This is a genomic window from Pseudomonas sp. B1-22, from assembly GCF_050474425.1.
In the GTDB taxonomy this organism is placed as follows: Bacteria; Pseudomonadota; Gammaproteobacteria; order Pseudomonadales; family Pseudomonadaceae; genus Pseudomonas.
This window is the reverse complement of sequence record NZ_JBCHVH010000005.1, coordinates 217,865-241,535: the sequence shown is the minus strand read 5'-3', so window position 1 is coordinate 241,535 and position 23,671 is coordinate 217,865. Positions and strand designations below refer to the sequence as shown.

The window sequence follows — 23,671 nt, the reverse complement described above, 5'->3', positions numbered from 1 at the left end:
ATGCGCGCGATGCGCTGGCTGCTGGGCGGGCTGCTCGGCCTGATCCTGCTCGTGGTGGCGGGTCTGGCGGCCTTGCTTGGGACCGAAGCGGGCAGCCGGATGGCGCTGCAGCGGGTGCCAGGATTGACCGTGGATGGCTTCAGCGGCCGCCTGGCCGGCGCCTTCACCGCAAAGCATCTGGAGTGGAGCGACGGCGCCACCCGCCTGGTACTGGACGAGCCGGACATTGCCTGGGGGCCGGGGTGCCTGCTGCGCATGACACTGTGCCTGAACCGCGTGGCGGCCACGGAGATCCGGCTGACCCTGCCGCCGAGCGAGGCGAGCGAGTCATCCGGCCCCGTGCAGTTGCCTAGCCTCGACCTGCCGCTGACCCTGGAGCTGGGCGATGTGCGTATCGGTCGCTTCCTGCTCGACGACCTGGAACAACTGCGTGACGCCAACCTGGTGGCGAACTGGGATCGGCAAGGCCTGCACATCGAGTCGGCGACACTGGCCCGGGGTGACCTGCGGCTGTCGCTCTCCGGTCTGCTCAAACCCACCCAGGGCTGGCCGTTGCAGGCGCAGGGCAGCCTCGACCTGCCGGCCGTGGGCGGCAAGCCCTGGTCGCTGCAGCTCAAGGCCGACGGCGAACTGCAAGGCCACCTGAAACTGCAGGCGCAAAGCAGTGGTTACCTCAATGGCACGCTGGAAGGCGACCTGCAACCGCTCGCGGAAAACCTGCCGGCCCAGGCGCTGGTGCTGGCCGATGGCTTCAAGGCCGACGCCTCGTTGCCCGATACGCTGACGCTGAATCAGGTCCGCCTGAATGCCAGTGGTGACCTGAAGAACGGCTACCAGATCGCCGGCGCGGCCCTGCTGCCGGCCGACGACAGTCCAGTGGTGCTGACCCTGCGCGGCCGCGTCGACGCCAAGGGCGCGGATATCGCCGCGCTCGACCTGACCGCCGCCCAAGCGCAACGGTTGGGCGTGCAGGGCCGGCTCGACTGGCAGGACGGCTTTGCCGCCGACGCCACGCTCGACTGGCTGGACTTCCCCTGGCGGCGCCTGTACCCGGCTATCGAAGAGCCACCAGTGAGCGTGCACAGCCTCAAGGCCGAGGTGCAGTACCGCGACGGCGCCTACCTGGGCAACTTCGATGCGGCACTGAATGGTCCGGCGGGGGCGTTCACCCTGGCCAGCCCGGTTTCCGGCAACCTGTCGGAAGTCTTCCTGCCGTCGCTGCAACTGGTGGCGGGGCAGGGCAAGGCCGAAGGGCATGTGAAGGTAGGTTTTGCCGACACTGTCAGTTGGGACGCCGCCCTCGACCTGCGCGACCTCGATCCCGCCTATTGGTTGAAGGAGATGCCGGGCCGCCTGGGCGGACCGCTGCGCAGCCAGGGCTCGCTCAAGGGCGGCAACCTCAACCTGTCCGCGAACCTCGACCTGCAAGGCCGCCTGCGCGGCCAGCCGGCAGTGATCAAGGCCCGCGCCGAAGGTGCCGGGCAGGCCTGGAAGGCGGATGACCTGATCCTGCAACTGGGCGACAACCGCATCACCGGCCAGGCGGCGCTGGACCAGCGTCTTTCCGGCAAGCTGGATCTCGCCCTGAATCAACTGGGCCAGCTGTGGCCACAGCTCGCCGGCCAATTGGGTGGGCGGCTCGACCTGGCCGGCACCCTGCAAGCACCGCAGGGCCAATTGGCACTCAATGGCCAGCGTGTCGCCTACGCCGGCCAGAGCCTGCGCACCCTGGCGCTGGATGCGAAACTGGATGCCGCCCAGCGCGGCCGCCTGGACCTGCAGGTGCAGGGCCTGCGCAGTGGCGACACGCGGCTGGGCACACTCAAGCTGGAGGGCAGCGGTGACAAGCAGCGCCAGCAGCTCACGCTGAACCTGCAAGGCAAGCCGGTGGTCCTCGCGCTGGGCCTGGATGGCACCTGGAACGGCCGCGACTGGCGTGGCCGCCTGGCGCAGGGCGATATACAGAGTGGCGGGCAGGATTGGCGCCTGCAGCAGCCGGCGAAGCTGGAACGCCTGGCCGATGGCCGGCTGACCCTCGGCGCGCACTGCTGGGCCTCGGGCCCGGCCAGCCTGTGCGCGGAGGACCAGCGCCTGATGCCCGATCCGCGCCTGCGCCTGCACTTGCGCCAGTTCCCGCTGGACAGCCTGGCCCGCTGGCTGCCGGAAGACTTCGCCTGGCGCGGCCAACTGGACGGCGACGTGCAACTGGACCTGCCGGCCAGCGGTCCGAATGGCTCGATCCTGCTCAACGCCGGCAGCGGCACGCTGCGCCTGAAGGAGCAGGACGACTGGGTCGACTTCCCCTACCAGAGCCTGCAACTGGAAAGCCGCCTGACGCCCCGTCGCATCGACACCCGCCTGCAGTTCAACGGCGAAAAGCTGGGCACGCTGGATGCCCAGGTGCAGCTCGATCCCCGGCCGAAATCCAAGCCGGTGAACGGCAGCTTCAGCCTCAACGGGCTGGACCTGTCCATCGCCCGGCCCTTCGTACCGGCGGTGGAAACGCTCAAGGGGCGGCTCCACGGCAACGGGCAGATATCCGGCGGGCTCCTGGCGCCGCGGGTGGACGGCAACCTGCGGCTGGTCGATGGCGAGGTGTCCGGTGGCGACCTGCCGACTCGCCTGGAGCACCTGCAGGTGGACGCGCGCATCGCTGGCGAACAGGTGGACCTGAGCGGCAACTGGACGGCCGGGGAACATGGCAACGGTAACCTCTCCGGGCGGATCGCCTGGAACGAGGCGCTGAATGTCGACCTGAACGTGCGCGGCAACCGCCTGCCCGTGACGGTAGATCCCTACGCGGAACTGGAAGTCGAACCGGACCTGGCGATCCGCATGGCGGGCGAGGGCCTGGCGGTTTCCGGCAAGGTGCAGGTGCCCCGTGGTGCCATCACCATTCGCCAGTTGCCGCCTTCGACGGTCAAGGTGTCCGACGACACCGTGATCGTCGGCCAGAAGCAGGAACAGAAGGCCGCCAGTGCCTTGCACATGGACGTCGATGTGACCGTCGGCGAGGACAAGCTGACCTTCTCGGGCTTTGGCCTGAACGCCGAGCTGGCCGGGCAGGTGCACGTCGGCGACAACCTCGATACCCGTGGCGAACTGCGCCTGAACAATGGCCGCTACCGTGCCTACGGGCAGAAGCTGACCATCCGCCGTGCGCGCCTGCTGTTCGCCGGCCCGATCGACCAGCCGTACCTGGACATCGAAGCGATCCGCAAGGTCGATGATGTGATCGCCGGCCTGCGCCTGACCGGCAACGCCGAACAGCCGCGCAGCGAGGTGTTCTCGGAGCCGGCGATGAGCCAGCAGCAGGCGCTGTCCTACCTGGTGCTGGGCCGGCCGATGAGCACCGGCGAGGACAGCAACATGATGGGCGAGGCGGCGCTGGCCCTGGGCCTGGCCGGCAGTGCGCCGCTCACCGGCGAGGTCGCCCAGAAGCTGGGCATCAAGGACTTCCAGCTGGACACCGAAGGCGCCGGCAACAGCACCAGCGTGGTCGCCAGCGGCCAGCTCTCCGACAAGCTCAGCCTGCGCTATGGCGTGGGGGTATTCGAGCCGGCCAACACCATCGCCTTGCGCTACCTGCTGAGCAAGAAGGTCTACCTGGAGGCGGCCAGCGGCCTGGCCAGTTCACTGGACATCTTCTACAAGCGCGATTTCTGACGCCAGGACGCGGCCCCGTGGCGGGCCGCTCCCAGCCTTCATGGCGTCTTAAGAAAGGCCCTACAGACTTCCCGATGCCGCCAATTATCCGGTGGTAACAGGGAGTCGACATGCGCCTGGATCACCTCAGGACCCACCTGCTGGAATTCATCAACAAGGGCTTTCCCGCCCGTCAGTTGCGCCGCCTTGCTGCGCGCGACCTGCTGCGGGGCGCCGCGGCGGGGCGACATGCGCCCGCCCCCCTGGCAGGTGCCTTGCTGGAGTGGTCGGTGCTGGAGCCCCAGGCAGCGCTCGATCGGCTGGGCAGTCGCCGCGAGGGACTCAGCGAATCGGAAGCCGAAGAACGGCGCCTGCGCTCGGGCCCGAACGAAGTGGAGCAGGACCGCCCGATCGGTGCCTGGCTGCACCTCTGGTACTGCTACTGCAACCCCTTCAACCTGCTGTTGAGCCTGTTGGCGGCGATCTCCTGGGTGACCGAGGATGCCGAAGCCGCCGTGGTGATCGGCAGCATGGTGCTGATCTCCACGCTGATGCGCTTCGTCCAGGAGAAGCGCTCGAACCGCGCCGCCGAACAGCTCAAGGCGATGGTCAGCAATACCGCCACGGTGTTCCGCAGCCCCGATGGCGAAGGTCCGCTGCGCAGGCAGGAAGTGCCGATCCGCCAGCTGGTGCCCGGCGATGTGCTGTGGTTGTCGGCCGGCGACATGGTGCCGGCGGATGTGCGGCTGCTCAGTGCCAAGGACCTGTTCGTCGGCCAGGCGGCGCTGACCGGCGAATCGCTGCCGGTGGAGAAATTCGCCCAGCTGCGCGATGCCCGCCAGGGCAACCCGCTGGAGCGCGACAACCTCTGCTTCATGGGCACCAACGTCATCAGCGGTTCGGCGCAGGCCGTGGTGGTCGGCACCGGGGCGCGCACCTACTTCGGCTCGCTGGCCGAACGGGTGATCGCGGCGGACCCTGCGCCCACCGCCTTCCAGGCCGGGGTGAACAAGGTCAGCTGGCTGCTGATCCGCTTCATGCTGGTGATGGCGCCGCTGGTGCTGCTGCTCAACGGCTTCACCAAGGGCGACTGGCTGCAGGCGGCGCTGTTCGCGTTGTCCATCGCCGTCGGCCTGACCCCGGAAATGCTCCCGATGATCGTCACCTCGACCCTGGCCAAGGGCGCGGTGGCGCTAAGCCGGCGCAAGGTCATCGTCAAGCGCCTGGACGCCATCCAGAACTTCGGCGCGATGGACATCCTCTGCACCGACAAGACCGGCACCCTCACCCAGGACCGCATCGTGCTGGAGCGTCACACCGACGCCTTCGGCCAGGTCCAGGACCGCGTCCTGCAGCTGGCTTTCCTCAACAGCCACTACCAGACCGGGTTGAAGAACCTGCTGGACGTGGCCGTGCTGGAACACGTCGAGCTGCGCCACGCGCTGCGGGTGGACAGCCGCTACCGCAAGGTCGACGAGATTCCCTTCGACTTCGCCCGCCGGCGCATGTCGGTGGTGGTTCGCGAGCCGGATGGTCATCACCTGCTGATCTGCAAGGGCGCGCTGGAGGAGGTGCTGGACGTCTGCATCGCGGTGGAGGCCGGCGATGCCGTGGTGCCGCTGGACGGCGAGCGCCTGGCGAGCATCCGCGCGGTCGCCGAGGACCTCAACCGGGAAGGCCTGCGGGTGGTCGCGGTGGCGACCCGCGAATTGCCGGCGGAACGCGAGGGCTATGGCGTGGCCGACGAGACCGGGCTGTGCCTGGCCGGCTACATCGCCTTCCTCGATCCGCCGAAGGAAACCACCGCCCCGGCGCTGCGCGCACTGGCGGAAAACGGCGTGGCGGTGAAGGTGCTGACCGGTGACAACGAGCGGGTCACCCTGAAGGTCTGCCGTGACGTCGGCCTGCCGGTGCAGGGCGTGCTTCTCGGCCCGCAGCTGGACAGCCTCGACGATGCGGCATTGGGCGAGCTGGCCGAGCACACCACGCTGTTCGCCAAACTCACCCCCGGTCACAAGGAACGACTGGTGCGCGTGCTGCGCGAGCGCGGGCACGTGGTGGGTTTCCTCGGCGACGGCATCAACGACGCCCCGGCGCTGCGCACGGCGGATATCGGCATCTCGGTGGACTCGGCGGTAGACATCGCCAAGGAAGCCGCCGACCTGATCCTGCTGGAAAAGAGCCTGCTGGTGCTGGAGGAGGGCGTGATCGAAGGTCGCCGCACCTTCGCCAACATGCTCAAGTACATCCGCATGACCGCCAGTTCCAACTTCGGCAACGTGTTCAGCGTACTGGTGGCCAGCGCCTTCATTCCCTTCCTGCCGATGCTGCCGTTGCAGTTGCTGGTGCAGAACCTGCTGTACGACCTGTCGCAGATCGCCATTCCCTTCGACCATGTCGACGACGAGCAACTGCGCCGCCCGCAGCAGTGGAACCCGGGCGGGCTGGGGCGCTTCATGGTGTTCTTCGGGCCGGTCAGCTCGCTGTTCGACATCGCCACCTTCCTGGTCCTGTGGTTCGCCCTGGGCGCCAATGCACCGGAGCACCAGGCGCTGTTCCAGTCCGGCTGGTTCGTTGAAGGGTTGATCTCGCAACTGCTGGTGGTGCACATGATCCGCACGCGGCGCATCCCCTTCCTGCAGAGCCGCGCGGCCTGGCCGCTGCTGGGGATGACCCTGGCGATCATCGCGGTGGCGGTGTTCCTGCCCATGGGACCGCTGGCCCACTCGTTCCGCATGCAGGCCTTGCCGCTGGCCTACTGGCCGTGGCTGGCGGGCATCCTGGCAGGCTACATGGTGCTGACCCAGGCGGTGAAAGGCTGGTTCGCGCGACGCTATGGCTGGGATCGCAGCGCGCCGGTACGCCCACGGGCAGCGCTGGCGCTGGGCGAGCGCGCGGACGCCTGAGCCCAGCGCCGGCAGTTTCAGGCAAGTCTGCGCAGGACCAGGCAAACCGCTCGGCGCTTTCTTCGCGTATCGTCGCGGCGCGTGCCGGGCATAGCGCCTAGGCTGAACCGATGCGTGCCGAAGCCAGGGGGCTGCGGCCATCCCATCACCCGAGGAAGAGGTGAACTCGCCGATGATTACCCTGAACCTGAACGGCAAGGACCATGAATTCGACGCGCCCGGCGAGATGCCGCTGCTCTGGGCCCTGCGCGACGTCGCCGGGCTGACCGGCACCAAGTACGGCTGTGGCATGGCGCTGTGCGGCGCCTGCACGGTGCACATCGACGGCCAGCCGACGCGCTCCTGCGTCACGCCGCTTTCGGCAGTGGCGGGCAAGAAGGTCACCACCATCGAGGCCGTGAGCGAACAGCCCGCCGGCAAGGCCGTGCAGGATGCCTGGCGGCGGCTGGACGTGGTGCAGTGCGGTTACTGCCAGTCCGGGCAGATCATGTCTGCCACCGCGCTGCTGGCCTCCAACAAGGCGCCCAGCGATGCCGATATCGACACGGCCATGAGCGGCAACATCTGCCGCTGCGCCACCTACGCGCGGATTCGCGCCGCCATCCACGACGCCGCCAAGACCCTGGCCTGAGGAGCTCCGACATGCGTGATACCCGCATCGATCAGGAAGAGGCGCAGCAGCGCGGCATCTTCAACCTCAGCCGCCGGCATTTCCTCCGGGGCGCCGGTGGCCTGGCCCTGGGCATCTACTTCGCGCCGCTGCTCGCGCGCATGGGCGATGCCGAGGCGGCCGGCGATTTCGAGCCCAACGCCTTCGTGCGCATCGCCCCCGACGGCACGGTGACGGTGATCGCCAAGCACGTGGAAATGGGGCAGGGCAGCTACACCGGCCTCGCCACCCTGGTGGCCGAGGAGCTGGATGCCGACTGGGCTCACGTGCGTGTGGAAGGAGCGCCGGCCGACGCCAGGCGCTACGCCAACCTGGCCTTCGGCAACCTGCAGGGCACCGGCGGCAGCACGGCCACTTCCAACTCCTTCGAACAGATGCGCAAGGCCGGCGCCAGCGCCCGCGCCATGCTGGTGGGCGCCGCCGCCGAACAGTGGAAGGTGCCCGCCGCGCAGATCCAGGTACATGACGGCGTGGTGACCCACGCCGCCTCCGGGCGCAAGGCCGGCTTCGGCGAACTGGCCGAAGCGGCGGCCAGACAGCCGGTGCCTGCCGAGGTGAAGCTCAAGGACCCAAAGGACTTCAAGCTGATCGGCCAGGAAAGGCTCGCGCGCATCGACAGCAGCGGCAAGACCGATGGGACGGCGGTGTTCACCCAGGACATCCAACTGCCGGACATGCTGGTGGCCGTCGTCGCCCACCCGCCGCGTTTCGGAGGGGTGCCGGCCAAGGTCGACGCGACCAAGGCCAAGGCGGTACCGGGCGTGGTCGCGGTGGTCGAGTTCCCCGGCAGTCCGACGCGCTTCGCCGGTGTGGCCGTACTGGCGAAGAACACCTGGGCCGCACGCCAGGGCCGTGACGCCTTGCAGGTCGAGTGGGACGAGAGCAAGGCATTCAGGATGGGCAGCAAGGAAATCTTCGCCCAGTACCGCGAGATGGCCGGCAAGCCCGGATTGGTGGCGCGCAATGTGGGCGACGTCGACAAGGCCCTGAAGCAGCCGGCCAAGATCATCGAGGCGGAGTATGAGTTCCCGTTCCTGGCCCACGCGGCGATGGAGCCGCTGAACTGCGTGGTCCAGCTCAAGGACGGCGGCGGTTGCCAGATCTGGAACGGCGAGCAGTGGCAGACCGCCGACCAGGCGGCGGTGGCGCAATTGCTGGGCGTCGCGCCGGAACAGGTAACGATCACCCAGCTGTATGCCGGTGGCAGTTTCGGCCGGCGCGCCAATCCGCAGTCGGACTATGTGCTGGAGGCGGCGGCCATCGCCAAGGCGGCCCATGAGCAGGGCATCAAGGCACCGGTGAAGATGGTCTGGACCCGCGAGGACGACACCCGTGGCGGCTACTACCGCCCGGCGTTCCTGCATCGTGCGCGGCTGGCCGTGGACGGATCGGGCAATCTGGTGGGCTGGGAGCAGCGGCTGGTGGGCCAGTCATTCCTCATCGGCACGCCGTTCGAGAAGATACTGGTGAAGGACGGCATCGACAAGGTCGTCGTGGAGGGCGCGGAGGACCTGCCGTACGCCGTGCCCAACCTGCGCATCGAGCAAGCCCTGGCCGAGAACGTCACGGTGCCGACCCAGTGGTGGCGCTCGGTGGGGCACACCCACACGGCGTTCTCCACCGAGACGCTGGTCGACGAGGCCGCCATCGCCGCCGGCAAGGACCCGTACGAATTCCGCCGCGCACTATTGAAGGACCATCCCCGCCATCGCGGCGTGCTGGAGCTGGCCGCACAACGGGCCAACTGGCAGGCGCCGCTGGCCAAGGGCGCCGAGGGCGAGCAGCGCGGCCGCGGCATCGCCGTGCACGAATCCTTCGGCAGCTTCGTGGCCCAGGTGGTGGAAGTGACGGTCAAGGCGGACCACAGCTTCAAGGTGGACCGCGTGGTCTGCGCGGTGGACTGTGGCCTGGCGATCAACCCGGACGTGATCAAGGCGCAGATGGAGGGGGGCATCGGCTTCGCCCTGTCGGCCGCGATGCACAGCGCCATCACCCTGACCGACGGGAAGGTGGACCAGTCCAACTTCCACGACTTCCAGGTGTTGCGCATCAACGAGATGCCCGTGGTGGAGGTGCACATCGTGCCCTCGGCGGTGCCGCCAAGCGGTGTCGGCGAACCCGGCGTGCCGCCCTTGGCGCCGGCGCTGGCCAACGCTCTGTTCGCCGCCAGCGGCAAACGTATCCGCATCCTGCCGATCGGCAATCAGTTGCAGGCCTGAGCAGGGCCGCCCCTCTCCCCGCGAGAGGGGCGGCCTCGCCCTTATTGCGTTTCGCGCTTCCCGCCATCGGCGCGGAAGCGCTCCGGCGTCGTCCCCGTATAACGCTGGAACGCTCGGTGGAAGCTGGTCACATGCTCGTAGCCGAGCAGGAAGGCGATCTCCTGCAAGGCCATGCGGCTGGCCAGCAGGTAGCGCTGGGCCAGCGCCATGCGTACCTCCAGCACGATGCCCTTGAAGGTCAGGCCGTATTCGCGCAAGCGCCGTTGCAGGGTGTAGGGCGGCATGCGCAGCCAGGCGGCCGTCTGCTCCAGATCGGGCAGGGGGATGCGGGCGTTCTGCAGCAGATAGAAGCGCACGTCGTCGGGCAGCGTCTGGCCGCGCTCGAAGCTGGCCAGGGTCGCCGCGCCCTGGGCCTGGCACAGGCGCGTCACGGTCGGGTTAGCGGTGGAGAAGGGGCGGTCGTGGAATTCCCGGGGAATCCACAGTTGCGCCAGCGCGGCGTTGAACCGGCACTGTCCGGGGAACAGCTCCTGATAGACCTTCGCATGGGCCGGCGGCGGATAGGGCAGGTGAATCTGCATGCCGGTGCAGCCTTCCAGCTCAGGCAACCGCTGGCATAGCCAGCGCCAGGTGCTGCTCAGCCATTCCTCGCACAGCGCATTGCGCTCCACCTCGCTGAACGGCGGCAGCTGCAGGGTCAGGCGGATGTGGCTGGCGTCCTCGTCGAGCTGGGTGTGGATGGGGTGCGGCATCAGGCTCGACGGCTGGCCGAGGGAGATATCCCAGGAGCGCCGCAGGTTGGCCGCGCTGATCAGCGCATAGCCGATCACGCCCAGGTCGTAGAGGTTGTAGCGCTGGCCCAGGCGCAGGAAGAAGTCGCTGCTGCCCAGCAGCCCGGCGGCCTGCTGCAGCAGTCGGTAATAACGCGCGAAGTTCATCTCGGCGGCGGCCGCTTCACCGGTTGGCGCCAGCCCCAGGCCGCCAAGCAGGGGCGCCAGTGGGGGCAGGGCGGGACGCGCCTGCCATTCTTCGAGAAAGTGACGGAACAGCTGGCGGGCGGCGTAATCGATGTCGAAGGACGCGGTGGGCATGGGGCGCTCGGGAGATTGTCGTCTTGTGCTAGCGAGTTGTTATCTTATGCTAGTCAGGCGGTGAAAGCCGAGCCCTATACTGCGCCCACGGACAAGAACTACAAGGGCCTCCCATGACCGCTCCGGACCGCTTCCGCTCCTCCAATTCCCCCACCGACCGCTTTGCCGAACTGTTGCTGCACAACGGCCGCTTCTACACCCTCGACCCCGCCCAGCCCTGGGCCGAGGCGGTGGCCATCCGCGACGGCCGCCTGCTGGCGGTGGGGCGTCGCGAGGAGATGGAGCACCTGGTCGGCCCGGATACCCTGGTGCGCGACCTGGGCGGCGCCTTCTGCATGCCCGGCCTGCACGACATGCACACCCACCCGGACCTGGCGCTGAACCCGCGCTACGCCGACGACCTCGACGTCGGCATCGAGGACCCGACCCCGGAGCAGCTTGCAAAGGCGATTCAAGACTACGCCGCCAGCCACCCCGGCGACGGCTGGATCTACGGCCAGTACTGGGTCCGCTACACCTTCCGCGAAGCGGGGCTTACGCCGGGCCGCGAGTGGCTCGACAGCATCATGCCGGACCGCCCGGTGGCGCTGCTCGACCGCATGTGGGGCACCATGATGGTCAACTCCCGCGCGCTGGAGCTGGCCGGCATCGACGCCGACACGCCCGACCCGCGCAACGGCTACCTGGAGCGCGACGAGCTCACCGGCGAGCCCAAGGGCCTGATGATCGACGGCGCCTACGCGCTGATCCACGCCGCCATGCCGCCGACCCCGGCCAAGGTGCTGCGCCAGTCCTACCGCGAGGGCGTGCACTTCCAGAGCTCGCGCGGCGTCACCGCGGCCAAGTACCTGCACGTCTGCGAGAACCGCCTGGATGCCCTCAAGCACCTGGACGACAACGGGCAACTGACCCTGCGCGTGGAGGCTGCGATCAGCTGGCAGGACGACATCTTCCCGGTGCGCCGCCGTTGGGAGTTGCTCAGCGGCGAGCGTCACTACTACCGCAGTGCGCGGCTGTCGGCGAACGCAGTGAAGTTCCACTTCGACGGCACCGTCGAGCCGCGCTCCTCCTTCCTCATCACCCCGTGGCCGGGCGAAGACGCCTGGCGCGGCAAGCTCAACCTGACCCCCGAGCACATCACCGACATGGTGGTGGACATGGACCGCCGCGGCATCCGCGTTATCGCCCACTGCACCGGCGACGCGGCGTCCGACGTGTTCCTCGATGCGGTGGCCGAGGCGCGCCGGCGCAACGGCTTCAGCGGTGTGCGCCACCAGTGCGCGCACAGCACCATCCTGCACCCGGGCAACCTCAAGCGCTTCCGCGAGCTGGACGTGATTGCCGAGTTCTCCCCGGCGGCCTGGTACCCGACGCCCTTCGCCAGCGGTGCGCGTTCCGGCTACGGCCAGGACCGCCTCAAGCGCATCTACGACTTCAAGGGCGTGCTGGCCGCCGGCGGTATCGCGGTCTTCGGCACCGACTGGCCGGTGGCGTCCATCGACCCCTGGCTGGCGCTGGAAACCCTGGTCACCCGGCAGAACCCCTGGAACGACGACCCGGCCTGCTTCGGCGAGCCGATCAGCCTGGAGCAGGCGATCCGTGTGGCCACGCTAAACGGCGCCTACGCCATGGGCCTGGAGAAGCTCACCGGCAGCCTGGAGGCGGGCAAGTCGGCGGACTTCATCGTCCTCGACCGCGACCTGTTCGCCCAGCCTGCGCGCAACTACATCCACCGCACCGAGGTGCAGCTGACCTTCGTCGAGGGCCGCCCGGTATACGACCGCCTCGGCCAGTTCAGCGATACCGCGCTGGCGGCGGTGTGGCAGGGCGAGCCGCCGCGCATCGAAGGCGTCAACGCATGAACGCCGCGAGCATCCCGGTGACCGTGGTCGCCGGTTTCCTCGGCGCCGGCAAGACCACGCTGCTGCGCAACCTGCTGGAGCGCTGCGAGGGCCGGCGCCTGGCGGTGATCGTCAATGACTTCGGCGAGCTGAACATCGACGCCGGGATGATCGCCGAACAGACCGAAGCGGTGTACAGCCTGGAGAACGGCTGCATCTGCTGCAGCGTGCAGGACGACCTGCTGGCGCAGCTGGAACGCCTGGCGAACATGAATCCGCCGCTGGAACAGGTGGTGATCGAATGCAGCGGCGTGTCCGATCCGCAGCGCATCGTGCAGACCCTGGGCTACCCCAAACTGCGCAAGCGCCTGCACCTGGACGCGGTGCTCACGGTGGTCGACGCCGCGCGCCGCGAACCGCTGGAAGGCGAATACGCCCGGCTGGAACGCATGCAGGCGGCCGCCGCCGATCTGCTGCTGCTGAACAAGTGCGACCTGCTGGACGCGGAGACCCTGGCGGCGCAACGCGAGCGCTTCGGCCGTGGCGCGCGGGTGCTGGAAACCATCCAGGCTCAGATTCCCGATGAGCTGCTGCTGGGCGAGCCCTCGCGCAAGCTGCGTCCGCACGGCCAGGAAGGCGTCGATCACGGCGACCTGTTCGAGAGCTGGAACTGGCAGGGCGAGGCGACCTTCGATGGTGCGCGGCTGAAACACTGGCTGGAGACGCTGCCGCGCGGCCTGCTGCGGCTCAAGGGCCTGGTGCGGGTGGCGGGGCAGGACGGCGCGCTGTGGCTGCAATACGTGGGCGGGCGCTACCAGTTCCGCCCGGCGACCGCCGCCGAGGCCGCGCAGGGCTCGCGCCTGGTGTTCATCGCGGAGAAGGGCGGGCAGCTGCGTACTAATCTTGAGACCGGACTACGAAGTTGCTTCAGCTCTTCGTAGGAGCGAGCTTGCTCGCGAACCGTCCAGCTCCATAGCTGCCGGGAGAGCATTCGCGAGCAAGCTCGCTCCTACAGGTTTTGTGCGGAAATGAAAAAGCCCGGCTCATGGCCGGGCTTTTTCGTGCTGCGCCTGGAGTCAGGCAGGCATGTGCCACTCTTGCAGGCGGTAGCCTTCGCGGTTCAGCTCGTCGCGGGCCTGCACCAGCAGGTCTTCGAGCTGTTCCGGGTCGGAATAGGCGGAGCTGGGGATGCGGGTGAGCCCCAGCAGGCGGGTGCCGGTCCGGTCGATGACGGACAGGTCGAGGCTGCCGTCGCCCCCCTGAGAAACCCAGGTCACGCACTGGAAGGGTTGGAAGGCTCGTCCGGTGATCAGCAGAGCCTCGTTGAAACGAAGGGTCGCATTCATGGTGTGATCTCTCTGCGCGGTAATCCGTTGCGAAGATGGCGACGGCGGTCCATCCGCCATCGTGTTCGTTCACGCAATTGATGTTTTCAGAACCGAAGAAAGTCACAGCCCATGTCGCGTCTGTACACAAACTGGTCGCAAATCAAACCGAATGGATCGCTGCAGGCCCCGTCAACCGTGGCCTGCAGCGATAACCGGGGTGCGCCACCGCGCCGCACGTACCGTTCGTCGTTGCTGACGAACGGTCAGGCCTGCATCGCCCAGCCGTCCACGTTCATCGCCGCCTGGCGCAGCGCCTCGGAGCGGGTCGGGTGCGGGTGGCAGGTGCGCGCGATGTCCTCGGCGGCGCCGCGGAACTCCATGGCCACGCAGTACTCCGCGATCATGTCGCCGACGTTCGGGCCGATCATGTGTACGCCGAGGATCTCGTCGCTGCGCTCGTCCGCCAGCACCTTCACGAAGCCTTCGGTCTCGTGGTTGATCTTCGCCCGACTGTTGGCGGTGAAGGGGAACTTGCCCACCTTGTAGGCGCGGCCTTCGGCCTTGAGTTGCTCCTCGGTCCTGCCCACGGTGGCCACTTCCGGGTGGGTGTAGATCACGCTGGGGATCACGTCGTAGTTCACTTCCCCGGCTTTGCCGGCGATCAGCTCGACGCAGGCGATGGCCTCGTCCTCGGCCTTGTGCGCCAGCATCGGGCCGGAAGTCACGTCGCCGATCACCCAGATGCCCGGCACGCTGCTGCGGTGCTCGTGGTTCTCCAGCATGCCGCGCTTGTCGGTGGTGAGGCCCACGCTCTCCAGCCCCAGGCCCTGCGTATAGGGGCGGCGGCCGATGGCGAGCAATACGTAGTCGGCCTGGATCGACTCCGACGCGCCGCCGGCGGCCGGTTCCACGCTCAGGGTCACCTGCTTGCCGCTGACCTTGGCCTGGGTAACCTTGCTGCCGAGCTTGAAGCTCATGCCCTGCTTGGTCAGCGCGCGTTGGAAGGTCTTGGCGGTTTCCAGGTCCATGCCGGGGCAGATGCGGTCGAGGTATTCGATCACCGTGACTTCCGCGCCCAGGCGGCGCCACACCGAGCCCAGCTCCAGGCCGATCACCCCGGCGCCGATCACCACCAGGTGCTTGGGTACTTCGGGGATGGACAGCGCGCCGGTGGAGTCGAGGATGCGCTTGTTATCGACTTCCACACCCGGCAGCGGGGAGGGCTCCGAGCCGGTGGCGATGATGATGTCCTTGGCCGTCAAAGTGCTCTTGCTGCCGTCGGCGGCGGTCACTTCCACCTTGCCCGGTCCGTCGATGCGGCCCCAGCCCTTCACCCAGTCCACCTTGTTCTTGCGGAACAGGAACTCCACGCCCTTGGTCAGTGCGGCCACGCTCTCGGCCTTCTGCTTCATCATCTGCGCCAGGTCCAGCTTCGGCTTGACCTGGATGCCAAGGTTGGCGAACTCGCCGCCGGCCGCCGCTTCATATAGCTCGGAGGCGTGCAGCAATGCCTTGGACGGCATGCAGCCGACGTTCAGGCAGGTGCCGCCGAGGGTTTCGCGGCCTTCCACGCAGGCGACCTTCATGCCCAGCTGGCCGGCGCGGATGGCGGCGTTGTAGCCGCCGGGGCCGCCGCCGATGACGATCACATCGTAAGTGCTCATGCAGTGTTCTCCGTACGTGGAAAAGAGGTGAATCGAGGTTAGTCCGTGCCCGCCGGATCACCAGCGCAGGGCCTTGAACGGGCGTCATTCAGTTTGTATTACATGCATAATATATTCATCCGGGCAAGTTGCCGGCACATGACAGCCGCGGCGGGGAGGGCGAGAATGCGGGGCTTTGGCGCCACAGATTCGCGCGCCTACGGAGAATTCATGAAGATCGACTGCGATTTCGACAGCGGCAACATCCAGGTCATCGACACCAGCGACCCGCGCCACGCGCGCCTGGCGCTGCGCCCGGATACCAGAAGCCCGCACTTCCAGTGGTTCCACTTCAAGGCCGAGGGCCTGGAACCTGGCCAGCAGTACCAGTTCAGCCTGACCAACGCCCCCGGCTCCAGCTACACCGGCGGCTGGCCGGGCTACAACGCCGTGGCCTCCTATGACCAGCGCGACTGGTTCCGCGTGCCCAGCACCTTCGACGCCAACGGCCTGCACTTCACCCTCGACGCCGAGCAGCCCCAGGCCTGGTTCGCCTACTTCGAGCCCTACAGCCGCGAGCGCCATGCCGAACTGGTGAAGCGCGCCATCGACAACGGCGCCGAGTTGCTGACCACCGGCCACAGCATCGAAGGCCGCGAACTGCCGCTGCTGCGGATCGGCAAGGGCGCGCCCGGCGCCCGCAGGATCTGGCTGATCGCCCAGCAGCACCCCGGCGAACACATGGCCGAGTGGTTCATGGAAGGCCTGATCGAGCGCCTGCAGTCCGGCGACGCCGGCATCCAGCGCCTGCTGGAGCGCGCGGACTTCTACCTGGTGCCGAACATGAACCCCGACGGCGCCTTCCACGGCCACCTGCGCACCAACGCCGCCGGCAAGGACCTCAACCGCGCCTGGGCCGCGCCCAGCGCCGAGGAGAGCCCGGAAGTGCTGTTCGTTCAGGAGCAGATGGCGAAATACGGCGTCGACCAGTTCCTCGACGTGCACGGCGACGAGGAAATCCCCTTCGTGTTCGCCGCCGGTTGCGAAGGCAACCCGGAGTTCACCCCGCGCCTGGATCGCCTGGAAAGCCTGTTCCGCGAGCGCCTGGAAGCCAACGGCGAATTCCAGAGCGTGCACGGCTACCCGAAGGATGCCCCCGGGCAAGCCAACCTGACCCTGGCCTGCAACCACGTCGGCCGCACCTACGACTGCCTGTCGCTGACCCTGGAAATGCCGTTCAAGGACCACAACCTGTCGCCCAACGCCCGCACCGGCTGGAACGGCGCACGCTCCAAGGCGCTTGCCGGCGCGGTGCTGACCACCGTTGCCAGCCTGCTCGACGACCTGCGCTAATCAAGGGTACCCATTGGGCACCCGTCGCAGGCATGGCCCGCTTCTACTCGACTGCGTGTGGCCGCCAGTAGGATGGTGTGGAGCGAAGCGATACCCATCCTACGAGCTGATCCTCAACTGCGGCTTGTGCTGGCTCTTTGTAGGAGCGAGCTTGCTCGCGAACCGATCCACACACGGTGTTTCCGGGGAGTTCGTTCGCGAGCAAGCTCGCTCCTACAGGCCCCCGAACTGACCGTTCGATCAATCCGCCCTCGAAATTCGTTGAATCTTCCGACGCAGCTGCTAGTCCAAAAGATGAGGCATTCGCACGCAGGAGGTGCGTATGAATCGACATCGGAAGCTGTTAACCCCGCAGGAGATAGAAGACCTGCAGGAGCGCATGGACGCCATGGAAGAACTGGACTTCAGAGAGCGCCGTGAAGTGCGCAAGAACCGCTCGGGCGAACACAGGCACCGCACCTACGCTGGCGCGATAGCCTGATCAGCAGGGCCCCAGGGCCCATCCCCACTGGCGCAAGTCAACTCGGGTAACACGGCAGGGCCGATCCGGCGCCACTCGCCGGACCGGCCTCCGTGAACAGCGCAGCTACGTTCATTTCGTCGGACAATTCCGACGTCCCACGGTCGCCGCTGACCTCCCGTCAGCCGGCTCTGCCCGCCAAGGTTCGTTCCAGAGCGGTTCGTCTCCGTAACGTCGCGCATGTCCAGTAGCCGTGATCTTACAAAAGACCACCTGAAAACTTGAATGGCATCACATAGAATCGGGTTTTCCGCTGTACCTAATCCGCTTTGCCCCGGTAGTCAGACGTCGCTTTATGGATACCCACAACACCCCCCTCGGACCGGTTCCGGCACACCTCGTCCGCGAAGCAGTCGCCAAGAAAACCGGCCTGGGCTGGGTCGTCGAATTCAATGTCGCCACCTGGCTCAACCTCGCTGTGCGCGACGAAACGCCGATCACCCTCAAGGTGAGCTATCAGGATGGCGAGCGCACCCGCGAAGTGCGGCTGGACAAGAGCAAGGTCATCGGCGGCCAGCGCATCCTGCTGTGCGGCATCGCCCGCCTGGGTGTGAACCAGAAGCTCGAATCCATGAGCCTGTCGCTGGAAACCCATTCGCCCATCCAGTCCCTGCTGGTCGAGGAACTCTTCGTCCAGGCCGTCGATCGCCAGACCGCGAAGCACGGCACCCGCAAGTCCCGCTGAACACCTGCCCGCCGCGAGGGGCGGGCGCCGCCCACCGGCGCGTTGCAATCGTCCGGCATTCCCGCAGCCTATGGAGCGCCGCCGGGCTTGCGATCCGCCGGCCGGAGCGGAGAACATCGCCTGGCCCCGCCCATAGCGCCAGGAACCGCCCATGCCCTTCGACGTCGAACAGCTCAAGCTCTATACCGCCCATCGCGGCCTCTCGATTCCCCTGCTTGATCTCCTGCAGTTCCGCCATGCACCGGCAGCGGACGGCAAGGGGGCGGGTTGCATCGTCCTGCGAGTCGAACCGCACCACCTCAACGGCTGGGCCAACGCCCACGGCGGGCTGATCATGACCCTGCTCGACGTGGCCATGGCGGTAAACGCCAGCGAGGCGGACGAAGCCCGGCGCGGCGTGGTGACCATCGAAATGAAGACCAACTTCCTGCGTCCCGGCGGCGAGGTGGGCGAGGTGCTCGAAGCCCACGGCAGCGTGCGGCACCACACGCGCTCCATTGCCTTCTGCGAGGCCGAACTGCGCAACGGCGCGGGCGTCGTGGTGGCTTCCGCGTCCGGCACCTTCAAGTACGTCAACGCGCCGCGCCCGTTGGCCGACGCCTGATCGACAGCGGCCAGGGCGGCTGCCAGCGCAGTCATCTGCCATCCCGCGGCGTAAGGACTCAGCTGTCAGACCTGAGAGGGCTCTAATTCGGGCTCTGAAGGATATTTCCTTGCCTTGTTGTCACGAATTCGTCATACAACGTAACTACATTTTTCTGTCATGAAAATGTCACCCACGGACGAATATGCCAGTGACGGCACAAGGCAACGCTCATGCTGCTCGATGACAAGACCCTTCCCCGGCGCGTCCAGCGCGACCTCCTCGACGACCGCGACGAAGAGCTGGAACTCGAACTCTTCGACGAGCTCTACGACCTCGAAGGCCTGCGCCAGGGCGACCTGCAATCCCACGAAGAACGCCTGGCGCGTCAGCGCTACTTCCACACCCTGTTCCGCCTTCAAGCCGAGCTGGTCAAGCTGCAAAGCTGGGTGGTGAAGACCGGCCACAAGGTGGTGATCCTCTTCGAAGGCCGCGACGCGGCGGGCAAGGGCGGCGTCATCAAGCGCATCACCCAGCGCCTCAACCCCCGCGTCTGCCGTGTCGCCGCATTGCCCGCGCCGAACGACCGCGAGCGCACCCAGTGGTACTTCCAGCGCTACGTCTCGCACCTGCCGGCGGCGGGGGAGATCGTCCTGTTCGACCGCAGCTGGTATAACCGCGCCGGCGTCGAGCGGGTGATGGGCTTCTGCTCCGATGACCAGTACGAGGAGTTCTTCCGCAGCGTGCCCGAGTTCGAGCGCATGCTGGTGCGCTCCGGCATCCAGGTCATCAAATACTGGTTCTCCATCTCCGACGAAGAGCAGCACTACCGCTTCCTCGGCCGCATCCACGACCCGCTCAAACAGTGGAAGCTCAGCCCCATGGACCTGGAGTCGAGAAGGCGCTGGGAGGCCTACACCAAGGCCAAGGAAACCATGATCGAGCGCACCCACATCGCCGAAGCGCCCTGGTGGGTGGTGCAGGCCGACGACAAGAAGAAGGCCCGGCTCAACTGCATCCACCACCTGCTGAGCCAGATCCCCTACGAAGAAGTCAGCCAACCCAGCGTCCAACTCCCTGAACGCCAGCGCCACACCGGCTACCGCCGCAATCCCACGCCGGACGAACTGCTGGTGCCGGAGTTCTACTGACCACCCGCGTCGCCCCGTAGGAGCGGGCCATGCCCGCGATTCGCGCGCATGGCGCGCTCCTACAGTGAGCTTCGGCGCACCGTAGGGCGTACAACCGTTCGCGGTTGGACGCCGATACACCGTGGGCATGGCTCGCTCAATGGTCGAACTCGGAGTGCCCGGTGGCCCCGGCCAAACGGCGTATAACGTCGAACGTTATACGCCCTACGTCCGCAGCCGCTTCGCCCAACCGCGCCAACCCGTGCGCCCGGCAATGGGCGAATGCCCGCCGACCACACGCGGCAGGTCGCCCACGCTCATCCAGAGCTGATCCTGCCAATCCAGCACGCCCAGGCACTGCTTCTCGAACTGCAACTGCACATGGCGCGGGCCATTGGCGGCGAACTGGCTGCGCACCTGCGGCACCACCGTGCCGCTGATCCAGCGCCGCAGCGCATCGCTGGCGGTCCGGTCGGTGTTGTACAGGATCAGCGCCTGGTACACGCCGGATTCGCTCACCAGCACATAGTCGAGCACCAGGCCGTCTTCGGTCGGCAGCTGTTCGGTTCGCACCTGGTCATCAGCCAGCCGATTGGCCATGCGCTCCACATGCGGGTAGCCCGCCAGGCGGCAGAAGTCCGAGAGGATGAACCAGACCTGATCGTCGATCAGGAGGGCGCGGAGTTGGCGGTGGTTGCGGATGAAGGGGAGTGGGGTTGGGAGGGAAGAATCGTCCATTTCAGTCACATCTCTAAAACGAGCAGACCACCTACGGACGATGTTGGATCAGCAGCCGCACGAACCCAACATGCCGCGTTCCGGTGGACGGCCCAAATGGTTGGGCCGCCGATACAGATCGGCGATTGTCTCTAGGGTTTCGGGCTGCTAATCCCGGCCCCGTCGGTTTCACGGGGCGGGTGGAGGGTAGATAGTCTGAAGTAGGGACGTCAAGTGCATTGTGATTTTCTAATTAGATATCTACGTGCAGTTCTAATTGCCTCTGCCGCGAATTCTATTGAAGCGGCCTTCTTCACTTGATTTCGGATTGGTCCTACATCCTCTCTGCAATAGTTTGGTTAATTTCACTACTCGTTTACTTAAATCGAGGAAAAGAAATGTCGATCGGACATTACATTCGTCAGGGTGATAGGACGACCTGCGGCGGGGTGGTTCTAGAGGGAAATCCGAGCTTTACAATGCATGGAGTTCCTGTGGCGCGTTCGGGGGATGCCGTAACGTGCGGTAAGGATGGTAAACACTATCTGATAGCCGGAGGCTTTGAGAGCTTCATGATTGGTGAAGCTGTGGCTGGAACTCTGGATAGTGTTAGTACTTGCCCTTGTCGGGCTAGGCTAATCCACTCGTTGTCAAGTGCGACCTATCAATCTCGCCAAGACGCCGCCACGTTAGGAGAATTCGCTGCAGGTGTAGCGCCCTCATCTCATGTGGCTGCGGCCTCAGTAGGCACAGCTCGTATTTTTGCAAAATCCTTTGTGATCACCGATAGCAACACTGGAAAACCATTGGCAAACCGAAAGTACATTGCACTGGTCGATGGATGTCGAAAGGTAGGAGTAACAGATTCTAACGGTATGGCTATCGTCGAAGCGCCTGTGGAGGGAGCAGTGATTAGAGTTCACGTAATTTTCCATGCTCCTGCGCGCGAATTGGCAGAGTTCTCGGAGATGTTCGTATGAGGGAAGAAATTTTCATTACAAAAGAAAAGGCGCAGGAGATCAAATCGGGTCAGTCCGTAGCCTCTGTCTCAATTACAGTGAATGATCGCGCTGCCACTCGCGAAGCTATCATCAGGAAAGCCCGACAGCTTGGTGCTCAGTTTGTCGAGCGATCTGAGTGGGGTGCTGTAAAAGGCAACGCTACAGCAACTGACTGGGATTACTCAATGATTGCTCTTCACCACGCAGGGCGAAGCTATTCGTGTGGTGCTGGGGCGGAACAGATGCGAGAGACCCAAGAAGAACAGATTGATAAATTCGAGGATTTTTCCTATCACTTTGGTATCAGTTGCGATGGGGTGATTTATGAAGGGCGGGATATTCGCCTGAAAGGCTCACATGTGAGGCAGTACAACACTGGAGTCATTGGGATTGTATTGCTGAACAACCTCAGCACAGCTGATGAGGGAGGGGATATCGTTGCGTTGGGACGCCAGGGTCTGGAGTTTCTTGGTATGAACACGACAAATTCCATTCCAGCAGCGCAATTCGATTCGGTGATAACCTTGATCTCTGCGTTGAAGAGCGTATTCGTCATCAAACATTTTGGCGGCCATCGCGAGTACCCTAACCAATTGTCTGAAGGAAAGATTTGCCCAGGAAATGTTGGAATAGAACTTGTGAAAAATATTCGCAAGAGAATGGGCCTGCTTCCCCCGCCAACATCATGAAAAAGCTCATCGTTCTCCTTCTGGTACTATGCGCAGCCCATCTGTATGTGGGCTTCTACAAGACTCGCTGGGCCGAGGACAACAAGAGGGTCTTCTTCATAAAGAAATATCCCTCGTTGCAAGTTGAGTTCGTAAATCTCTTTGCTAGCGACGCGGACGACAAGCCCCTTGATCAATTGAGCCCACTGGAGCGGGCTACGGTGCGTGATTACTGTAAGTATCGCCTAGGTATCGAGACTGAGCTGAAAACGCAGACCGAATTGGATGCCTGTAAAGAGCGCTGAGTTAAGTGGTTTCAGACCCAACAAGCCCGCTAATGTGCGGGCCTGTTGTCTTATCTCTCATACTGCTCTATGGCTTTCAGTGGCGTTGCTGTATCTGGAGTATCTCCTTGCAGCGTTATTCCCCGCCGATTCCATTCCTCTGATGCCGATAAACACTCACCGCCTCATAAACCGCTTTCCTCAATCGGTTGATACCCCCAATCGGCCGGTGCTCAGGCAGTGCATGCCAGGGGTTGTAGGAGAGGTTGTCGCACGCGAGGTTCTGCTCGCGGCTGTCGAAGTCCTGGGCGGGGATGCTGACGGTGGCGACGGTCTGGAAGGGGGCGTCCTTTTCGCTCCATTCGACGCTGGTGTCTTCGATGGGCATGTACTTGCTCGGGTCCTGTTTCTGCACTTGCAGGGCGAAGCAGGCGGGTACGCGGTCGACCGAGAGTTGCTGGTACATCGCGGTGCGCAGGAAGTTGGGCTGCGTTTCGTTGAGCTTGGGTAGCTGGTAGGCCGGGCAGCCTTCGGTCATGGGGATGACGCGGTACTTGATGTTGTTCGCCTCGCCCAGCTTGTAGGGGGCGATGCCGTTGTAGCTGGCCTGGAGCGGGCTGTCGGGGGCGGGGGCGAGGGTTTGCAGGGCGATGATCAGGTGGCGGAGTTCCCAGGTGCTGGGCTTCCAGCTGGGGAAGAAGGCGCCGATCTTCTGGCCGCTGGCCTGGGCTGCGAAGTTCTGCCGGTATTCGGCGACGTCGCGGACGAAGAACACCGGGTGGTTGAACATGACGAAGTCCTGCTCGGTGTCGTGGCCCTTGCCGGGCATCAGCTTGGCGCCGGGGACGTCGAGCAGTTTGATGGCCATGCCGCGGGCGTCGCGGGTGCTGTCGAACTGTGGGTAGGGGTTGCCGTTGGAGAAGCGCACCATGGCCTGCCACTTGTGGCCCGGTTCGGCGAATACGCCCTGGCGCAGGCCGGGGGCGAGGTCGCTGGCGACTGTGACTTCGGCCTTCACGCAGCCATGGGCCTTGGCGTGGGCGTCACGCAATACGCGGGTGTTGTCGCGGTGCTGTTCGACGATGCGCAGGGCGTCTTCGATGATGGCCTGGGTGAGCTGGGCCTCGCCCGGCGGGATTTCTTCCTGGGCGGAGACGGGGCCGGAGAATTTCCAGGCGTAGTAGAGGCTGCCGATGCCCCAGCCGAGCAGGCCGATGGCGGCGAGGCCGATCAGCAGGCGGCCGAGCAGTTTGCCGAGGAAGAGCCAGAGGCGGGTGAGCAGGGATTGCATGGCACGGGGTCCTTTCGTGTTCTTTTTTATGGAGGGGACTCCAGGAGCTTCCCTCTCCTTGACCCTCTCTCTTGGGGGAGAGGGGACTGCCTGATG

Annotated in this window: 18 protein-coding genes and 1 pseudogene; 14 read left to right on the top strand and 5 right to left on the bottom strand. The window is 65.6% G+C overall.

Features of this window, described 5'->3' with window-relative positions; translation table 11 throughout:
• The 4 genes and pseudogenes from ACQ5BL_RS20125 (at window position 1) to ACQ5BL_RS20110 (ending at window position 9,440) form a co-directional block, all read left to right on the top strand.
• Window positions 1-3,666, top strand: a complete 3,666-nt coding sequence (locus tag ACQ5BL_RS20125) for a translocation/assembly module TamB domain-containing protein (RefSeq protein ID WP_243809011.1) — start codon at window positions 1-3, stop codon at window positions 3,664-3,666.
• A gap of 110 nt (window positions 3,667-3,776) precedes the next feature.
• A pseudogene (gene mgtA / locus ACQ5BL_RS20120) lies at window positions 3,777-6,488 on the top strand (magnesium-translocating P-type ATPase); the annotation flags it as partial.
• Window positions 6,489-6,723: 235 nt separating this feature from the next.
• The gene (locus ACQ5BL_RS20115; protein ID WP_207885496.1) at window positions 6,724-7,182 is read left to right on the top strand and encodes a (2Fe-2S)-binding protein; all 459 of its coding nucleotides are present in this window, start codon (window positions 6,724-6,726) and stop codon (window positions 7,180-7,182) included.
• A gap of 11 nt (window positions 7,183-7,193) precedes the next feature.
• Window positions 7,194-9,440: a xanthine dehydrogenase family protein molybdopterin-binding subunit gene (locus ACQ5BL_RS20110; RefSeq protein ID WP_243809012.1), complete on the top strand. Its 2,247-nt coding sequence runs from the start codon at window positions 7,194-7,196 to the stop codon at window positions 9,438-9,440.
• Between the two features lie 41 nt (window positions 9,441-9,481).
• On the opposite strand, the gene ACQ5BL_RS20105 is transcribed toward ACQ5BL_RS20110, so the two are convergent.
• Window positions 9,482-10,531, bottom strand: coding sequence for an AraC family transcriptional regulator (locus ACQ5BL_RS20105; protein ID WP_243809013.1), 1,050 nt, complete (start codon window positions 10,529-10,531; stop codon window positions 9,482-9,484).
• A 113-nt stretch (window positions 10,532-10,644) separates the two neighbouring features.
• Here ACQ5BL_RS20105 and ACQ5BL_RS20100 point away from each other — a divergent pair, with 113 nt between their 5' ends.
• Together ACQ5BL_RS20100 and ACQ5BL_RS20095 are read left to right on the top strand one after the other, a co-directional pair.
• Window positions 10,645-12,393, top strand: coding sequence for an amidohydrolase (locus tag ACQ5BL_RS20100; RefSeq protein WP_243809014.1), 1,749 nt, complete (start codon window positions 10,645-10,647; stop codon window positions 12,391-12,393).
• Window positions 12,390-13,313 carry a CobW family GTP-binding protein gene (locus ACQ5BL_RS20095; RefSeq protein WP_243809015.1) on the top strand — a complete coding sequence of 308 codons (924 nt, stop codon included), beginning with the start codon at window positions 12,390-12,392 and terminating at the stop codon, window positions 13,311-13,313. Before ACQ5BL_RS20100 ends, ACQ5BL_RS20095 begins: the two co-directional genes overlap by 4 nt.
• Before the next feature lie 135 nt (window positions 13,314-13,448).
• Here the strand turns inward: ACQ5BL_RS20095 and ACQ5BL_RS20090 are convergent, their stop codons facing one another.
• Complete coding sequence (locus ACQ5BL_RS20090; protein WP_207886912.1) at window positions 13,449-13,718, bottom strand: hypothetical protein; 270 nt, start codon at window positions 13,716-13,718, stop codon at window positions 13,449-13,451.
• A 245-nt stretch (window positions 13,719-13,963) separates the two neighbouring features.
• Window positions 13,964-15,364, bottom strand: a complete 1,401-nt coding sequence (lpdA, locus tag ACQ5BL_RS20085; RefSeq protein ID WP_243809016.1) for a dihydrolipoyl dehydrogenase — start codon at window positions 15,362-15,364, stop codon at window positions 13,964-13,966.
• Between the two features lie 210 nt (window positions 15,365-15,574).
• Between lpdA and ACQ5BL_RS20080 the strand changes: the two genes are divergently transcribed.
• The 5 genes from ACQ5BL_RS20080 to ppk2 all read left to right on the top strand — a co-directional run bounded on the left by ACQ5BL_RS20080 (window position 15,575) and on the right by ppk2 (window position 19,635).
• Window positions 15,575-16,696 carry a M14 family metallopeptidase gene (locus ACQ5BL_RS20080; RefSeq protein WP_243809017.1) on the top strand — a complete coding sequence of 374 codons (1,122 nt, stop codon included), beginning with the start codon at window positions 15,575-15,577 and terminating at the stop codon, window positions 16,694-16,696.
• Window positions 16,697-17,018: 322 nt separating this feature from the next.
• The gene (locus tag ACQ5BL_RS20075; protein ID WP_207886909.1) at window positions 17,019-17,177 is read left to right on the top strand and encodes a hypothetical protein; all 159 of its coding nucleotides are present in this window, start codon (window positions 17,019-17,021) and stop codon (window positions 17,175-17,177) included.
• Between the two features lie 334 nt (window positions 17,178-17,511).
• A complete protein-coding gene (locus ACQ5BL_RS20070) occupies window positions 17,512-17,901 on the top strand; it encodes a hypothetical protein (protein ID WP_243809018.1) in 390 nt (129 codons plus the stop codon).
• A gap of 151 nt (window positions 17,902-18,052) precedes the next feature.
• On the top strand, window positions 18,053-18,505 hold the full coding sequence (locus ACQ5BL_RS20065; RefSeq protein ID WP_207886907.1) for a PaaI family thioesterase: 453 nt from the start codon (window positions 18,053-18,055) through the stop codon (window positions 18,503-18,505).
• Window positions 18,506-18,717: 212 nt separating this feature from the next.
• Window positions 18,718-19,635 (top strand): polyphosphate kinase 2, encoded by a 918-nt coding sequence (gene ppk2, locus ACQ5BL_RS20060; protein ID WP_243809019.1) that lies wholly within the window; start codon window positions 18,718-18,720, stop codon window positions 19,633-19,635.
• A 204-nt stretch (window positions 19,636-19,839) separates the two neighbouring features.
• Here ppk2 and ACQ5BL_RS20055 read toward each other — a convergent pair whose 3' ends face one another.
• Window positions 19,840-20,352: a BRO-N domain-containing protein gene (locus tag ACQ5BL_RS20055; RefSeq protein ID WP_243809020.1), complete on the bottom strand. Its 513-nt coding sequence runs from the start codon at window positions 20,350-20,352 to the stop codon at window positions 19,840-19,842.
• 377 nt (window positions 20,353-20,729) lie between these two features.
• Here ACQ5BL_RS20055 and ACQ5BL_RS20050 point away from each other — a divergent pair, with 377 nt between their 5' ends.
• Genes ACQ5BL_RS20050 through ACQ5BL_RS20040 form a run of 3 tightly spaced genes read left to right on the top strand, consistent with a single transcriptional unit; the run spans window position 20,730 to window position 22,305 of the window.
• Window positions 20,730-21,311: a PAAR domain-containing protein gene (locus ACQ5BL_RS20050; protein WP_207886903.1), complete on the top strand. Its 582-nt coding sequence runs from the start codon at window positions 20,730-20,732 to the stop codon at window positions 21,309-21,311.
• Window positions 21,308-22,021: a peptidoglycan recognition protein family protein gene (locus ACQ5BL_RS20045; RefSeq protein ID WP_243809021.1), complete on the top strand. Its 714-nt coding sequence runs from the start codon at window positions 21,308-21,310 to the stop codon at window positions 22,019-22,021. The genes ACQ5BL_RS20050 and ACQ5BL_RS20045 overlap by 4 nt, the downstream gene beginning before the upstream one ends.
• On the top strand, window positions 22,018-22,305 hold the full coding sequence (locus ACQ5BL_RS20040) for a hypothetical protein (protein ID WP_207886901.1): 288 nt from the start codon (window positions 22,018-22,020) through the stop codon (window positions 22,303-22,305). Before ACQ5BL_RS20045 ends, ACQ5BL_RS20040 begins: the two co-directional genes overlap by 4 nt.
• Before the next feature lie 115 nt (window positions 22,306-22,420).
• Here ACQ5BL_RS20040 and ACQ5BL_RS20035 read toward each other — a convergent pair whose 3' ends face one another.
• On the bottom strand, window positions 22,421-23,575 hold the full coding sequence (locus ACQ5BL_RS20035; protein WP_243809022.1) for a catalase family protein: 1,155 nt from the start codon (window positions 23,573-23,575) through the stop codon (window positions 22,421-22,423).
• Window positions 23,576-23,671 lie beyond the last annotated feature (96 nt).

Coding starts and splice junctions, on each gene's coding strand:
- ACQ5BL_RS20095 (WP_243809015.1), top strand. CDS start 12,390: ATGAACGCCGCGAGCATCCCGGTGACCGTGGTCGCCGGTTTCCTCGGC.
- ACQ5BL_RS20105 (WP_243809013.1), bottom strand. CDS start 10,531: ATGCCCACCGCGTCCTTCGACATCGATTACGCCGCCCGCCAGCTGTTC.
- ACQ5BL_RS20050 (WP_207886903.1), top strand. CDS start 20,730: ATGTCGATCGGACATTACATTCGTCAGGGTGATAGGACGACCTGCGGC.
- ACQ5BL_RS20090 (WP_207886912.1), bottom strand. CDS start 13,718: ATGAATGCGACCCTTCGTTTCAACGAGGCTCTGCTGATCACCGGACGA.
- ACQ5BL_RS20065 (WP_207886907.1), top strand. CDS start 18,053: ATGCCCTTCGACGTCGAACAGCTCAAGCTCTATACCGCCCATCGCGGC.
- ACQ5BL_RS20100 (WP_243809014.1), top strand. CDS start 10,645: ATGACCGCTCCGGACCGCTTCCGCTCCTCCAATTCCCCCACCGACCGC.
- ACQ5BL_RS20040 (WP_207886901.1), top strand. CDS start 22,018: ATGAAAAAGCTCATCGTTCTCCTTCTGGTACTATGCGCAGCCCATCTG.
- ACQ5BL_RS20115 (WP_207885496.1), top strand. CDS start 6,724: ATGATTACCCTGAACCTGAACGGCAAGGACCATGAATTCGACGCGCCC.
- ppk2 (WP_243809019.1), top strand. CDS start 18,718: ATGCTGCTCGATGACAAGACCCTTCCCCGGCGCGTCCAGCGCGACCTC.
- ACQ5BL_RS20035 (WP_243809022.1), bottom strand. CDS start 23,575: ATGCAATCCCTGCTCACCCGCCTCTGGCTCTTCCTCGGCAAACTGCTC.
- ACQ5BL_RS20125 (WP_243809011.1), top strand. CDS start 1: ATGCGCGCGATGCGCTGGCTGCTGGGCGGGCTGCTCGGCCTGATCCTG.
- ACQ5BL_RS20110 (WP_243809012.1), top strand. CDS start 7,194: ATGCGTGATACCCGCATCGATCAGGAAGAGGCGCAGCAGCGCGGCATC.
- lpdA (WP_243809016.1), bottom strand. CDS start 15,364: ATGAGCACTTACGATGTGATCGTCATCGGCGGCGGCCCCGGCGGCTAC.
- ACQ5BL_RS20045 (WP_243809021.1), top strand. CDS start 21,308: ATGAGGGAAGAAATTTTCATTACAAAAGAAAAGGCGCAGGAGATCAAA.
- ACQ5BL_RS20075 (WP_207886909.1), top strand. CDS start 17,019: ATGAATCGACATCGGAAGCTGTTAACCCCGCAGGAGATAGAAGACCTG.
- ACQ5BL_RS20080 (WP_243809017.1), top strand. CDS start 15,575: ATGAAGATCGACTGCGATTTCGACAGCGGCAACATCCAGGTCATCGAC.
- ACQ5BL_RS20055 (WP_243809020.1), bottom strand. CDS start 20,352: ATGGACGATTCTTCCCTCCCAACCCCACTCCCCTTCATCCGCAACCAC.
- ACQ5BL_RS20070 (WP_243809018.1), top strand. CDS start 17,512: ATGGATACCCACAACACCCCCCTCGGACCGGTTCCGGCACACCTCGTC.